This window comes from Salinicola avicenniae (genome assembly GCF_023736115.1).
Lineage (GTDB): Bacteria > Pseudomonadota > Gammaproteobacteria > Pseudomonadales > Halomonadaceae > Salinicola > Salinicola avicenniae.
This window is the reverse complement of record NZ_JAKQZC010000006.1, coordinates 167,840-182,031: the sequence shown is the minus strand read 5'-3', so window position 1 is coordinate 182,031 and position 14,192 is coordinate 167,840. Positions and strand designations below refer to the sequence as shown.

The following is a 14,192-nucleotide window of genomic DNA, read 5'->3' as shown; positions in this document are numbered from 1 at the left end:
CCAAGACGTGCCCAAAGTGACCTTGCTGCAGTGGCAGATGCTGGCCGCGGTGGCCGACCATGGTGGATTTGCCAGGGCGGCAGAGATCATTCACAAGAGCCCGTCGACGCTGAATCATGCGATTCACAAGATCGAGGAGCAGCTCGGCGTACAGCTGTTCGAACCTCGCGGTCGTCAGGTGGTACTGACCGAAGCGGGAGATATGTTGCTGCGTCGGGCGCGTCAGTTGATCGAGAACGCGGCGATGCTGGAGGACGTGGCGGATCGACTGGCCGGTGGTCTGGAGGCAGAAGTGGTGCTGGCCGTGGATCAGATATTTCCCGGAGATGCCCTGGCGGATGCCTTGACCCGTTTTTCGGAAACCTTTCCGCATGTGCGGGTGCAACTGCACGAGACCGTGCTCAATGGCGCTGTCGAAATGTTGTATCAGGCGCGCGCCGATCTGATTATCTCGGGTTTCAGCGCCGAGGGATTCCTCGGTCAGCCGCTGGTGGACGTGCCCTTCGTGGCCGTGGCGCATCCCGATCATCCGCTGCAGCAGCTCGAGCGCGATCTGGATCTGCGCGATCTGGAGCAGTACCGCCAATTGGTGATCCGGGATTCGGCGGTCGGTTATCGGGTCGATGTCGGTTGGCTCAAGGCTGAGCAGCGCTGGACGCTGAGTCATCTATCGACCTCGATCGACATGCTGGAACGCGGCCTCGGTTTTGCCTGGGTGCCGGAAAATCGCATTCGCACGTCGCTGGCGCTGGGACGTCTCAAGCCTTTGCCTCTGCGGGTTGGCGCCGTGCGCCATGAGTCGCTGCAGATCATTCACCGCGATATCGATGGCGCTGGACCCGCGACGCTGGCGCTGGCCGAAACCCTGGCCGACAGCGTGGCTCGATGCTGCCAGCGACAGACGGCGGCGATCCCGGCGTCGAGTTTCCCGAATGAATGAGCCAATTCATTGCGCTCGATATTCGAGACACAACGCTTATCCTGTGGCTATCGACGGATCAGTAGCTATCGACGGATCAGTAAAAAGGACATCGAACATGGGATTGCTTGTCGACGGAGAGTGGCGCGACCAGTGGTACGACACGGCCAGCCATGGCGGCGAATTCGTGCGGGAGTCGGCGAAGCTGCGCGACTGGGTGACGCCGGGCGGCGAACCGGGGCCTGAGGGCCAGGCCGGCATCGCGGCAGCAGCCGGGCGCTTTCACCTTTACGTCTCTTTGGCGTGCCCTTGGGCGCATCGCGCATTGATTTTTCGCAAGCTGAAAGGGCTTGAGTCGCTGATCGGGGTGTCGCATACCAGCCCGCTGATGCTGGAGCGCGGGTGGTCCTATCGTGTCGACGAGGGCTCGAGCGGTGATGCGATCAACCATGTCGAATTTCATCACCAGCTCTATACGCTGACCGACCCGCACTATACCGGCCGCGTGACGGTACCGGCGCTGTGGGACAAGCAGGCGCGATGCATCGTCAACAACGAATCGGCCGAGCTCCTGCGGATGTTCAACGGCGCCTTCGATGGCTTGACCGGCAATCATCTGGATTTCTATCCGGCGGACCTGCGCGAGACAATCGATGCCGTCAATGCCGATGTCTACGACAACGTCAACAACGGGGTCTACAAGACCGGCTTCGCGACCGAGCAGGCCGTCTACGAGAAGCATTTCCAGGCGCTATTTGCCTGCCTGGATCGCCTTGAGGCCCGCCTGGCGGAGCAGCGATACCTCGCGGGCGAGTGGTTGACCGAGGCCGATATCCGGCTGTTCACCACGCTGGTTCGCTTCGATCCTGTCTATCATGGGCATTTCAAGTGCAACCGGCAGCGCATTGCCGACTATCCCCAGCTGTCGAACTACCTGCGCGAACTCTACCAGTGGCCGGGCATTGCCGAGACGGTCAACCTCGACCATATCAAGCGCCACTACTATTACAGCCATCCGACCGTCAATCCGACGCGCATCGTGCCGCTGGGGCCGGAGATGGCGCTGGACGCCCCGCACGATCGCGAGCGCCTGCCGGGTCGCGGCATTCGCGACGCAGCCGCGTCGAGTTCAGGCGTGACGGCGTAGCCAGCGATCCAGAGCGTTGGCGAACTCGCGGCGATCACCTTCGTCGTAGGCGTTGGGGCCACCGGTGTGCTCGCCGCTCGCGCGCAGGGTCTCCATGAAGTCGCGCATCTGCACGCGGGCGCGAACGTTGTCGGTCGTCAGGGCCTCCCCGCGAGTGGTCATCACCTCGGCGCCACGCTCGATCACCGCCTGTGCCAGCGGGAGGTCGCTGGTGACGACCAGGTCCCCCGCTGCCACCGCATCGACAATCGCGCTGTCGGCCGCGTCGAAGCCGTGAGCGACGGTGCGTGACTTGACCCAGCGAGAGGGCGGCAGGGGCAAGGCATGATTGGCGACCATGCAGGTGGGGGTCTCGGTGCGCTCGGCGGCGCGTATGATGATTTCTCGGGCCGCGCGGGGGCAGGCGTCGGCATCGATCCAGAGCGTGGGCATGACGATCTCTCGTATCCTGGGGAGCGCCAGTCTACGCGCTGGCGGCGCCAGCGGCACGCGTCGGAATTTTACGTTTACAGTGGTGAGATCGCTGCGCCAATGGTATAGTTGCGCTTCCTCGCATGTGTTGACCCCACCATCCAGCCGATATGTCTGCCAATCGCGCCATCGACCCGTGAGTCGATGCCTCATCGGACGTATCTCTTGAATGACGCGCGGCGCAAGCCGATTGTTCGCGTCCGGATGCAACGATGGAGCGCCCTCGCCATTTTCCGCGATCGGGCGCATGTAAGGTCGCCACATATGCCGTCGACGCCACGCACATTGGCCGTGACGCGATAGGCAACGCCAGGTGCGACCGGTATCGAGCAGGCCATTCGCCGCCGATGCCATGACATTTTCGCCGGTGCCCACCGGCCACTCCAAGGTGTGAAATGACCTCGACTGACGTTACGACGCCAAGCTTTGGCGATCTGGCGCTATTGCCGGAAGTCCTGTCCGCTCTCGACAAGCTGGGCTACGAAACTCCTTCACCGATTCAGGCGCAGACCATCCCCGCGCTGCTCGACGGCCGCGATGTTCTCGGCCAGGCCCAGACCGGTACCGGCAAGACCGCGGCATTCGCTCTGCCGCTGCTTTCTCGCGTCGATCTCGATCGTCGCCAACCCCAGGTGCTCGTGCTGGCACCGACCCGCGAACTGGCACAGCAGGTCGCGGTCTCCTTCTCCAAGTATGGCCAGAACCTCAAGGGTCTGGATATCGCCACGCTCTGCGGCGGCCAGGACTATCGTGAACAGCTGACTGCGCTCAAGCGTGGCGCGCAGGTGGTCGTCGGTACGCCCGGCCGTATCATCGACCACCTGGATCGCGGCAGCCTCAAGCTGGACGGTCTCTCCGCCCTGGTGCTGGACGAAGCCGACGAGATGCTGCGCATGGGCTTCATCGACGACGTCAAGCGCGTCGTCTCGGAGACTCCGGAAGGCTCTCAGCGCGTGTTCTTCTCTGCCACGCTGCCGACCGAGATCGAGCGCATCGTCAATCGCTACCTGGTGGACCCCGTCAAGGTCGCGATCGAATCCAAGGTCAGCACCGGCGAAAACATCGAACAGCGCGTCGTGCGTGTCGAAGGGCCGAGCAAGCTGGAAGCCCTGGCGCGCATTCTCGAAGTCGAGCCCGTCGATGCGGCGATCGTCTTCGTGCGGACGCGTGCCGCCTGCACCACGCTGGTCGAGCAGCTCACCGCACGCGGCATCAACGCCGCCGGTCTGTCGGGCGATCTCGACCAGAGCCTGCGCGAGCGCACCGTGACGCGTCTCAAGCGTGGCAAGGTGGACGTGCTGGTGGCGACCGACGTTGCGGCTCGTGGTCTCGATGTGCCGCGGATTACTCACGTGGTCAACTACGATCTGCCGCAGGATTCCGAGGCGTATATCCACCGTATCGGGCGTACCGGCCGTGCCGGTCGCGATGGCACGGCCATCACGTTCGCCGGTGGCCGCGAGACGCGCAAGGTGCGCTGGGTCGAGCAGGCCACTGGCCAGCCGATGACGGAAATGCCACTGCCGGACGAGTCCGCGATTCGCCGTCATCGCGACGACCGTTTCAGCGCTCGCCTGCGCCAGATGCTCGAAGCCGGTGCCGATCAGCAGCGCGAGCTGATCGAGAAACTGGTCGAGGAAGGCCACGATCCGGTCGATCTGGCTGCCGCGCTGGCGACGCTGGCGCGTGCCGGAGAGCCGAGCATCGGTCGTATCACCAGCGGCCCGTCGCGTCGCGACAACGGTCGCGACGGCGGTCGTGAAGGGAACCGCGAGCGCGCCCCGCGCCGCCGCGACAGCGCCCCGCGCGAAGGCATGACCCGCTATCGCGTTTCGGTCGGCCACAAGGATGGCGTCAAGCCGGGCCAGCTGGTCGGTGCATTGGCCAATGAAGGTGGCATCGAAGGGGCGCGTATCGGCCGTATCGATATCCGCAACGCCTTCTCCGTGGTCGAGCTGCCGAGCGGCCTGCCGTCCTCGATTCTGGCGAAGATGTCCCGCGCCCGCGTCGGCGGCCGTCCGCTGGAGATCTCTGAAGATCAGGGCGCGCCCGAGCGCGCTCCCCGGCGTCGCAACGACGGCGATGCGCCGGCGCGCCGTTCGCGCGCCTGATCTCGCTGCACGTCGCTGACCGCCAGAGCCGCCCACCTTATGTGGGCGGCTTTTTTTTGGCGGGTATCGGCTATCTACCGTCTGGCTGTTGCCCGGCGTCCTCGTGAATCATCGACCCTTGGCCCATCGTCGGGCAGTCTGCGCGACCTTTGTATGCAATAATCGTTATCGCTGAATCGTGGCAGTTGCCGGATTCGGTCTCTGGACAAGCGAAGCGGTGATGCCATGGCCAAAACGCTGAAGGATCAGTTGTACGACGCGCTGTTGCGGAGCATGGCCAGTGGCCATCTCGAGCCTGGGCTGGTGCTGCTGGAGGGCAATATCGCCGAGATCTTCGGCATGAGCCGTTCGCCGGTGCGCCAGACGCTCAGTCGGCTCCACGAGGAGGGGGCGATCAGCCGCTTCGAGGGCCGCGGCTTTCTGGTAGGGCAGGCGCCGCGAGAGATCGTGCGTCGTTCGTTGAGCGCGGCGGACTTTCGCGCTGCCGGCGGCCGGGCCTCGGTCAGGCGCACCGAGTCCTGGCGCGCGCTGGCCGAGCAGGTCGAGCACGATATCGTGCTCTGTTCGATGAAGGGGCGGCTCGAGCTCAACGAACTGCAGCTAGCGAAGACGCTTGATGTCAGCCGAACCATGACGCACCGCATCCTGCTACAGCTACAATCGCTCGGCGTAGTGGAGAAGATCAAGTATTCGAGCTGGAACGTCGTGCCGCTCGATGCCGATCGGCTACACCAGCTCTACGATGCGCGGCGTCAACTGGAGCCGTACATGATTGCGCGGGCCAGCGAGCGGGCCAGCGACGGCGAGATCCAGCGCTATATCGCGCGGCTCGACGATGCCTGGGCACGCTATCCGGCGGTGGAGGCCAGTCAGCTCGATGCGCTCGAGAACGATCTGCATCACGAGGCGCTCGAGTTGGGCGGCAACCCGGAGATCCTGATCATGCTGCAGCGTACTCGCCCGATCCTGCTGATCAGCAAGCACCTGCTCGGCGGCGTCGTGGCGTTACCCTCGGACGATCCCTTCTTTGCTGCCCACCGGCGTGTCTTCGAGGCGATGCTGTCACGCCAGGGGCGCCAGGCCAGCGAGGCGCTCTTCCATCATATTCACGACTCCGAATCGCTGGTGCAGGCGCGTCTCGCCAACTTTCGCGACGACGGCCAAATCGATGTGCCGGGCTATCTTCGCTGGCTCGATCGTCGGTGATGACGCCCGGGACTCGCGGCTGCCCCGGCTGTCTCGTCGGGGCGGTTCGTCACTTCGCGGGCGGGCGTCACTTCGCGGACGGTGGCAGGATGCGACCCGGTGACAGCAGGCCGCGGGGGTCGAGCAGATGCTTGAGGCCGTGCATCAGCTCGAACTCCGGTTCCGATAGGCGCTCCAGAAAAGCCGCCTGCTTGAAGCGGCCGATGCCGTGCTCGGCGCTGATGCTGCCATCGAACTCGGTGACGATCTCGAACAGTCTCTCCTCCAGCGTGTGGAGCAGCGCCGTGCAGCGGTCGGGGGTCAGATTCGCCGGCGGGAGAATATTGAAGTGCAGGTTGCCGTCGCCGATGTGACCGTAGGCGATGATGGTGGCCTCCGGCGACATGGTCCCGATCGCTTCGCTGGCACGGGCGTGAAACGCGCTTAGCGCCGAAATCGGTAGCGCGACATCGGTGCGCAGATGTTCGCCTCGATTGCGTTGGCCCTCCAGCATGGCTTCGCGAATCCGCCATAGGCGTTCGGCTTGCACGACACTGCCGGCCAGGACACCGTCGCTCAGCAGATTGGCTTCCATGCCCTGCTCGAACAGACTTTCGATCATGGCATCAAGGTCGACCGGGCCGCTGGCGGCGACCTCCATGAGCACGTAGACCGGCGAAGGCGCATCCAACGGGTCGCGGAGATCCGGCGCGGCTTCCAGCGCCAGCTCCAGGCAGGCGCGTGGCACCAGCTCGAAGGCGGTGAGCAGGTCGCAGCAGGCGCGGCGCGCGAGCGCATAGAGGCCCAGAACGGCCTCCACGTCGGGGCAGGCCAGCAGGGCACTGCGGGTCTCGCGTGCGCGCGGGAAGAGCTTCAGCACGGCGCCGGTCACGATGCCGAGCGTGCCTTCAGCGCCGATGAATAGCTGCTTGAGGTCATAGCCGGCGTTGTTCTTGTGCAGCGTCTTCATGCCGTTGTAGAGGCGCCCGTCCGGCAGCACGACCTCCAGTCCCAATACCAGTTGGCGCATCATGCCGTAGCGCAGCACGTTGAGGCCGCCGGCATTGGTCGCGACGTTGCCGCCGATCTGGCAGCTCCCCTGGGCGCCAAGCGACAGGGGGAAATCGCAATCCGCCTCGGCAGCGGCATCCTTGACCGTCTGCAGCACGCAGCCGGCGTCCACGCTGATCGAGAAGTTGATCGGGTCGATGTCGCGGATCGACGCCAGGCGTTCCAGGCTCAGCACCAGTTCGGGCGTGTCGGCGTCCGGTAGGGCGCCGCCGACCAGGCCGCTGTGTCCGCCTTGCGGCACCAGGGGCACGTCATGGCGGTGGCAGTAGCCGACCACGTCGGCGACCTGTTGCGTGGTTGCCGGGCGCGCCACGGCAAGCGGCAAGGCGCCGCGATGGCCGGGCCAGTCGACCCGATAGCGCTCCATGTCGTCGGCGGTGGTGATCAGACCGCCCTTGTCGAGCAGGGGGGCGAGGTCATCGAGTATCTTCGCGGTTGAAGGCATGGGATCTCTCTTCTTCATGGCGCCGGTGTGTCAGCGAAACCACAGCACGAGCTGCGGAAAGATCAGAAACAGGGCCAGCAGGCCGACCAGCGTGAAGTAGAAGGGCAGCAGGCTCTTGACCAGCTGTTCCATGCCGACCTTGCCGACGCCGCAGCCGACGTAGAGCACTGTGCCGACGGGCGGCGTGATCAGGCCGATACCGAGAATGAACGACATCAGGACACCGAAATAGACCGGGTCGATGCCCAGCTTGACGACCACGGGCGTCATTAGCGGCGCCAGAATCACCATGGCCGGCGTCAGGTCCATGAAGAAGCCGACCACCAGCAGGAACGCCGACAGCAACAGCAGCAGCAGGAGCTTGTCGTCGGTTACCGCGGACAGACTGACCACCAGCTGCTGAGGAATCATATTGGCGGTCAGCAGCCAGGCCAGCACGCTGGCGAAGGCCAGCAGCAGCATGACGACCCCGGTGAGCTTGCCGGTGTTGATGCACAGCTCGAAGAAGCGCTTGAGCGACAGGCTGCGATAGACCACGAAAGAGACCACGACGGCGTAGACCAGCGCAATGGCCGCGCTCTCGGTAGGGGTGAACACGCCCGACAGAATGCCGCCGACAATGATCACCGGCAGCAACAGCGCCAGCGCAGCATCCTTGAGGGCGCTGGCGAGCTCCTGCATGGAGAACGGCTGCCCGCGCCCGTTCTGTCGCGACTGCACGTAGGTCGTCACGGCCAGGCCGAGCGTGATCAGGATGCCGGGCACGATGCCGGCCAGGAACAGCTCCGAGATCGAGGTGCCGGTGACCACGCCGAACAGGATCATCGGGATCGAAGGTGGAATGATGATGCCGACCACCGACGCGGCGACCACGATCGCCGTGGCTAACGGGCCAGAGTAGCGGTGCTGCTTCATCGGTTCGATCATCATGCTGCCGACGGCCGAGGCATCGGCGACCGCGGAGCCGCTGATCCCGCCGAAGAACATCGAGGTCAGTACGGCCACCTGCCCCAGCCCACCGGCGACGAAGCCGACGAGTGCGCTGGCCAGTCTCACCAGCCGGGTGGCGATTCCGCCTTCGCTCATGACTTCGCCGACCAGGATAAAGAGTGGAATCGCCAGCAGCGGGAAGGAGTCGAGGCCATTGACCGCCTGGGCGACGATCGGCGACAGCGCATAGTCGGCCTCGAAGAAGATGAACAGGGTGATGGCGCCCAGCCCGAACGAGATCGGCAGGCCGATCACGATGCAAATCGCCAGGCCGATCAGGATGCTCGATAGAATCATGATGTCTTACCTCGCAGCAGGCCGACGAGCGCGATCGTGTTGGCGATCAGGGTGAGCCCGGCCATGACCGGCATGGCGCTGTAGAGCCAGGTCTGGGGAATGCCGAGCATGGGGGTGGCGCTGGTGTACCCCGAGATCAGATCGCGGAAACCCAGCAGGATGCAGACGCAGACGAGGTAGATGATGGCGATGGCCAGCAGCGACGCCAGCTGCTTGAGGCGCGTGGGCGCCTTGTCGCGGAAGAAGGTGACCGCGACGTGCTCGTTGCCGAGACTGCCGACGCCGGCGCCCAGCAAGACCAGCCAGATAAAGAGCACGCGGGAGAGCTCCTCGGCCCAGGTGTACGAATAGTTCAGCACGTAGCGGCCGAAGACGTTGGCCGTGACGCAGAAGACCACGCCGAGGACGAGTAGCCCGACGGCGATCTCCAGCGTCAGCTTCAACCAACCCAGCAGCCCGCGCGGGGTAGATGGCGTCACGTTCATGGCGATCTCCTGGCGATAACAGTGGCGGGGCCCGACGGCAGGAGGCCGCCAAGGATTGACGGCCTCCACGACGGCAGCCCTGGGGCGCTTACTCGGTCTGGACGGCGTTACGAATGCTGTCGATCAGCTCGCCGCCGATCTTGTCGCGCCAGTTGTCGTAGACCGGCTCCAGCGTCTCCTGGAACACCTGCACCTGTTCCGGCGTCAGCTCGGTCACTTCCATGCCCTCGCTGGCGAGATCCGCCTTGATCTGATCATTGAGGGAGCGGCTGACGTGGCGTTCGTACTCGCCCATCTGGGTTGCCGCCTCGCGCAGGAGCTGCTGGTAGGATTCCGGCAGACGATTCCAGAAGCGTTCGGAAACCAGGGTGATAAACGGTGTGTAGACGTGATTGGTTTCGGTGGCGTACTGCTGCACCTCGTTGAACTTGGAAGACTGGATCGTGATCCAGGGGTTCTCCTGGCCGTCGACCACGTGCTGCTCCAGCGCCGTGAACAGCTCGGCAAAAGACATCGGCGTCGGGTTGGCGCCGAGCGTACGCCAGATATCGAGATGGATCGGGTTCTGCATGGTCCGGATCTTCAGGCCCTCGAGATCGGACGGTTGAGTCACCGGACGGTTGCTGTTGGTCAGCTGTCGGTAGCCATTCTCCGACCAGCCGATGGCCACCAACCCTTGCGTGGAGGCTTCTTCCAGCATGCGCTGCCCGATCTCGCCATCCAGCACCTCATCGGCGACCTCCGGCTCGGGAAACAGGAACGGCAGATCGAAGACCGCGAACTGCGGAAACATGCTGACCATCGGCGAGGTGGAGGGCGAGGTCATCTCCAGCGTTCCCGCCTGTAGCGCGCTGACCGATTGCAGATCGTCGCCGAGCTGGGCGCTATGGAACATCTGGACGTTGATATGGCCGTCGCTGCGCTGCTCGACGATCTGCTTGAAATACTCGAGACCGCGATACTGGGCGCTGGACTGTGTCAGGCCAATGTTGAACTTCAGGCTGTAGTCGCTGCCGTCACCCTGGACGACATCGCCGGTCACATCAGGGAACGGCGGCATCTCCGTTGCCGCCTGGGCGGTGAGGCTACCCAGCCCGAGTGCCGCGGCCGTGAGCAACGAGGCGACGGAACGGCACAGCGGCAGGGCACGGGATTGCGTAGGAACTGTCTTCATCTTCGGCTCCAGGACGTTTGGCGCGGTGGGCGGCAGTGACGTCGTTCGTGTGAGTGGCGTTGCAGGCGTAAGGCGTGGCGTGGGTGTGGAAAGGTGGCTCCGGGCGCGTCACGTCATGACGGTTTGTCCGACGGGTCGCGCCAGGCACTACCGTCGGGGAACTGATGTGCCGCCAGCGATGCCGGTTTCATGGTGGCGCTGTAGCCGGGCGCCTCCGGCAACTGATAACGGCCGCGTTGGATGCGCACCGGGTCGACGAAGTGTTCGTGCAGGTGGTCGACGTACTCGAGGACACGTCCCTCGAGCGAGCCGGACACCGCGATGTAGTCGAACATCGAGATATGCTGCGTGTACTCGCAGAGTCCGACCCCGCCGCCGTGCGGACACACGGGGATGTCGTGCTTGGCGGCGAGCAGCAGCACGACAATGACTTCGTTGAGCCCGCCGAGCCGCGCAGCGTCGAGCTGACAGACATCCAGTGCCTCCGCCTGAAACAGCTGCTTGAACATGATGCGGTTATGGCAGTGTTCGCCGGTGGCGACGCGGATCGGGCCGAGACGATGACGGATCTCGGCGTGGCCGAGAATGTCATCGGGGCTGGTCGGCTCCTCGATCCAGTACGGGTTGAACTCGGCGAGACGGCGCATGTTGGCGACCGCTTCGTCGACGTCCCACATCTGGTTGGCGTCCATCATCAGCACGCGCGATTCGCCGATCTCCTCGCGCAGGATGCGCGCCCGGCGTCGGTCCTCCTCGATATCGCCGCCGACCTTCTGCTTGAACTGCTCCCAGCCCTGGGCCAGAGACTCGCGGCAAAGATCACGCATTTTCGCTTCGGAGTAGCCGAGCCATCCGGCGGACGTGGTGTATCCCGGGTAGCCGTGCTCGCGCAGCCACGCCTCGCGCTCGGCCTTGCCGTCCTGCCGACGCTTCAGCAGGCCGATGGCCTCTTCCGGCGTCAGCGCGTCGGTCACGAAGCGGAAATCGAGACAGCGCACCAATGCCTCCGGTGTCATGTCGGCAAGCAGCTGCCAGAGCGGTTTTCCTTCCTGCTTGGCCCACAGGTCCCAGACAGCGTTGACGAGCGCGGCACTGGCCAGATGGATGACGCCTTTTTCCGGCCCCAGCCAGCGCAACTGACTGTCACCGCTGGTCAGGTCGCGCCAGAAGCACCCCATGTCGGCGGTGATCTCGTCAAGCTCGCGCCCCTCGAGGCGCTGACCCAGCGCCTCGACGGCGGCCACGCAGAGGTCGTTGCCGCGCCCGATGGTGAAGGTCAGACCATGCCCGCTGAGCGCGTCGCCAGCGTCGGTGTGCAGGATGACGTAGGTTGCCGAGTAGTCCGGTGCGGCGTTCATGGCGTCGGAGCCATCGAGCTGACGCGAGGTGGGAAAGCGAATGTCGCGAACCTCGATGTGGGCGATCCTGGGCATGCTGGCCGGGTCCTTGTGGCAATGGGCGAGAATGTCAGTTGGAGAAACACTCTTTATTTCCCGAAATTCGGCCTGTTTCGGAGATAAAACTTTAGTAATAGGCCGTGATTTTATTTCGAGGATAAGCAGTTTTTTCCTGCCACACAGGCTAATGAGATCGCCGCATTCAGGGCCAATCGTTTTTTTTGCACCCTGACTAACCTGGGGTTATTGTTTTTGACCAAAGGCCTATTTTGCGTGGTGATTTCAGGGAAATGATCTCCAACGAAAGTCGAGTTCATGTCAAAAGCTGGCTACGAATCAAGCATCTCGTCTTGTTGGTCATGCTGGACGAAAGTCGCAACCTGCATAGCACCTCGCGGCACATGAACATGAGTCAGCCCGCCGCCAGCAAGATGCTCAAGGACATCGAGACATTCTTTGGCATGACGCTGTTTCGCCGCTTGCCACGGCGGATGGAAACCACCGATGCCGGGCGACTGCTGGTGCGCTATGCGCGCAGCATTCTCAACGACACGGATCGGCTGATCGATGACCTGGTCTCGCTGCGCGAGGGCGGTTACGGCAAGTTGGCAATCGGTGCCGTACCCGGCGCCGCGCCGCTGCTGCTGCCGTGGGCCATTACCGCCATCAAGGCTCAGCGGCCGCATCTGGCCGTTAGCCTGGTGGAGAACTCAAGCGACCGGCTGCTGGCCGATCTGGAATACAAGCAGCTTGATGTGGTGATCGGGCGGTTTACCGATCCGGCGCAGCGACATCTGTTTCACTTTCTGCCGCTGCAGGCGGAGCCGGTCTCGGTCGTCGTCAGGGTCGGGCATCCGCTGTGCGACGCGGTGCCGGGGCTGGGCGAGGTGATACGCTGGCCGTGGGTTCTGCATCCGATGAGAAGCCCGATGCGCGGGCTCTTCGAGGTGGCGCTGGCTGAGGCCGGCGTACCGTCGCCACGCAATGTGGTGGAGACCACCTCCACACAGACCACGCTGCAGATGGTGAGTGCTTCCGATGCCATCGCGCTGCTGCCGACGTCGGTGCTGAAAACGGCCGTGTCGGCGGGCAAGTTCACGGCACTACCGCTGACGATCGGCGAACCGCTCGGCTATTACGGCGTGCTCACGCGCAAGCACGAAGAATCCTCGGAGCAGGTCCAGGCATTCATTGAGCGTTTGCTGCACAGCGAGTCTTGAGCGTCGGATCGGTCGGAAGGGCGACCCGGCGGACTCACACCGCCGGTGTCGGGGAGTGTCTTTCAGGTAGGGCGCCGTGCGAGATGTTCGATAAGCGCGCGAATGCCGAAGGTCCAGGGCGGCAGGCGGTCGCTGCGGTCGACCACGTTGGTCAGGCGGCCGAGTCGTGGCGTGCTGATACTGACCCGGTCATCGATGTGGTGGGTGAAGCCTTGGCCCTCGCCATCGCGATCCTGAATCGGCGAGAACATCGTGCCGAGAAACAGCATGAAGCCGTCCGGGTACTGATGGTGCGCGCCCCAGGTCTGGGAGACCAGGTCGAGCGGATCGCGGCTGATCTCGCGCATGTCACTTTCGCCCTCGAGTATAAAACCGTCGTCGGCGCCCTCGATACGCATCGAGACCTTGGCCGTGCGCACGTCGTCAAGGCTGAAGTCGTCGTCGAACAGGCGGATGAAGGGACCGATCGCGCAGGAGGCATTGTTGTCCTTGGCCTTGCCCAGCAGGAGGGCGCTACGGCCCTCGATATCGCGCAGATTGACGTCATTGCCTAGCGTGGCCCCGCGAGCCTGGCCGGCGGCGTCCACGGCGAGCACGATTTCCGGCTCCGGATTGTTCCATTGGGAGGCCGGGTGCAGGCCGACGCGGGCACCGTGGCCGACCGCCGAGAGCGGCTGCGCCTTGGAGAACACCTCGGCGTCGGGGCCGATGCCCACTTCCATGTACTGCGACCAGCCACCACGCGCCTGTAGCTCCGCCTTGAGCGCCATGGCCTCCGACGAACCGGGCTGGATGCGCGACAGGTCGCCGCCGATCAGGGTCTGAATCTCCTCCCGCAGGGTCTGTGCGCGGTGCGGGTCACCGCCGGCCTGCTCCTCGATCACCCGCTCGAGCAGGCTGACGGCGAAGGTCACGCCACACGCCTTAATCGCCTGGACATCGCAAGGGGCGAGCAGGAAGGGCGCGACCGGCGCCGTCTGTCGGCCGTTGGCCAGTACGGCCTCAAGGCTACCGATTTCCGGCGCGGGGGCCTCCTGCACCAGCCAGGCGGCGTCCGGGCGTTCCAGCAGGTCGGCCATGGTGGCCACCTGCGCCGACAGGTCGACCAGCGCATGACCCCGCAGGGCGACAACCGCGGGGCCGGGAGCCTGGCCTTCGCGGGCTAGCCAGACTCTGCCGACGAGCAGGGCTCGCGCGGCGTCGACGGGTAGGCAATCGAGATCATCGGTTGGCGTCATGGACAACGAACTCCGAAGGAAGGAAAAAGAGCGTCGGCAGGC

Annotated in this window: 12 protein-coding genes; 5 read left to right on the top strand and 7 right to left on the bottom strand. The window is 64.4% G+C overall.

Going from position 1 to position 14,192, the window contains the following annotated elements; all coding sequences use genetic code 11:
• Positions 1 to 7: 7 nt before the first annotated feature.
• Both MC381_RS15500 and MC381_RS15495 read left to right on the top strand, forming a co-directional pair.
• Positions 8 to 940 (top strand): LysR family transcriptional regulator, encoded by a 933-nt coding sequence (locus MC381_RS15500; protein WP_251978663.1) that lies wholly within the window; start codon positions 8 to 10, stop codon positions 938 to 940.
• A gap of 97 nt (positions 941 to 1,037) precedes the next feature.
• Entirely contained in the window at positions 1,038 to 2,066 is a 1,029-nt protein-coding gene (locus MC381_RS15495; protein WP_251978662.1) for a glutathione S-transferase family protein, read from the top strand.
• Here the strand turns inward: MC381_RS15495 and MC381_RS15490 are convergent.
• Positions 2,049 to 2,498 (bottom strand): YaiI/YqxD family protein, encoded by a 450-nt coding sequence (locus MC381_RS15490; RefSeq protein ID WP_251978661.1) that lies wholly within the window; start codon positions 2,496 to 2,498, stop codon positions 2,049 to 2,051. The two genes, MC381_RS15495 and MC381_RS15490, sit on opposite strands and share 18 nt — an antisense overlap.
• Positions 2,499 to 2,932: 434 nt before the next feature.
• On the opposite strand from MC381_RS15490, the gene MC381_RS15485 reads away from it, so the two are divergent.
• Positions 2,933 to 4,648 carry a DEAD/DEAH box helicase gene (locus MC381_RS15485; protein WP_251978660.1) on the top strand — a complete coding sequence of 572 codons (1,716 nt, stop codon included), beginning with the start codon at positions 2,933 to 2,935 and terminating at the stop codon, positions 4,646 to 4,648.
• Positions 4,649 to 4,873: 225 nt separating this feature from the next.
• Positions 4,874 to 5,854 (top strand): GntR family transcriptional regulator, encoded by a 981-nt coding sequence (locus tag MC381_RS15480; protein WP_251978659.1) that lies wholly within the window; start codon positions 4,874 to 4,876, stop codon positions 5,852 to 5,854.
• A gap of 67 nt (positions 5,855 to 5,921) precedes the next feature.
• On the opposite strand, the gene MC381_RS15475 is transcribed toward MC381_RS15480, so the two are convergent.
• The 5 genes from MC381_RS15475 to MC381_RS15455 form a co-directional block, all read right to left on the bottom strand.
• Positions 5,922 to 7,349 (bottom strand): FAD-binding oxidoreductase, encoded by a 1,428-nt coding sequence (locus MC381_RS15475; protein ID WP_251978658.1) that lies wholly within the window; start codon positions 7,347 to 7,349, stop codon positions 5,922 to 5,924.
• 30 nt (positions 7,350 to 7,379) lie between these two features.
• On the bottom strand, positions 7,380 to 8,636 hold the full coding sequence (locus MC381_RS15470; protein WP_251978657.1) for a TRAP transporter large permease: 1,257 nt from the start codon (positions 8,634 to 8,636) through the stop codon (positions 7,380 to 7,382).
• Positions 8,633 to 9,121: a TRAP transporter small permease gene (locus MC381_RS15465; protein WP_251978656.1), complete on the bottom strand. Its 489-nt coding sequence runs from the start codon at positions 9,119 to 9,121 to the stop codon at positions 8,633 to 8,635. Before MC381_RS15465 ends, MC381_RS15470 begins: the two co-directional genes overlap by 4 nt.
• A gap of 88 nt (positions 9,122 to 9,209) precedes the next feature.
• Positions 9,210 to 10,295 (bottom strand): TRAP transporter substrate-binding protein, encoded by a 1,086-nt coding sequence (locus tag MC381_RS15460; RefSeq protein ID WP_251978655.1) that lies wholly within the window; start codon positions 10,293 to 10,295, stop codon positions 9,210 to 9,212.
• A 113-nt stretch (positions 10,296 to 10,408) separates the two neighbouring features.
• A complete protein-coding gene (locus tag MC381_RS15455) occupies positions 10,409 to 11,728 on the bottom strand; it encodes an L-fuconate dehydratase (protein WP_251978654.1) in 1,320 nt (439 codons plus the stop codon).
• Between the two features lie 254 nt (positions 11,729 to 11,982).
• On the opposite strand from MC381_RS15455, the gene MC381_RS15450 reads away from it, so the two are divergent.
• Positions 11,983 to 12,912 (top strand): LysR substrate-binding domain-containing protein, encoded by a 930-nt coding sequence (locus MC381_RS15450; protein WP_264297450.1) that lies wholly within the window; start codon positions 11,983 to 11,985, stop codon positions 12,910 to 12,912.
• Positions 12,913 to 12,974: 62 nt separating this feature from the next.
• Here the strand turns inward: MC381_RS15450 and MC381_RS15445 are convergent, their stop codons facing one another.
• Positions 12,975 to 14,150, bottom strand: coding sequence for a fumarylacetoacetate hydrolase family protein (locus MC381_RS15445; RefSeq protein ID WP_251978652.1), 1,176 nt, complete (start codon positions 14,148 to 14,150; stop codon positions 12,975 to 12,977).
• Positions 14,151 to 14,192 lie beyond the last annotated feature (42 nt).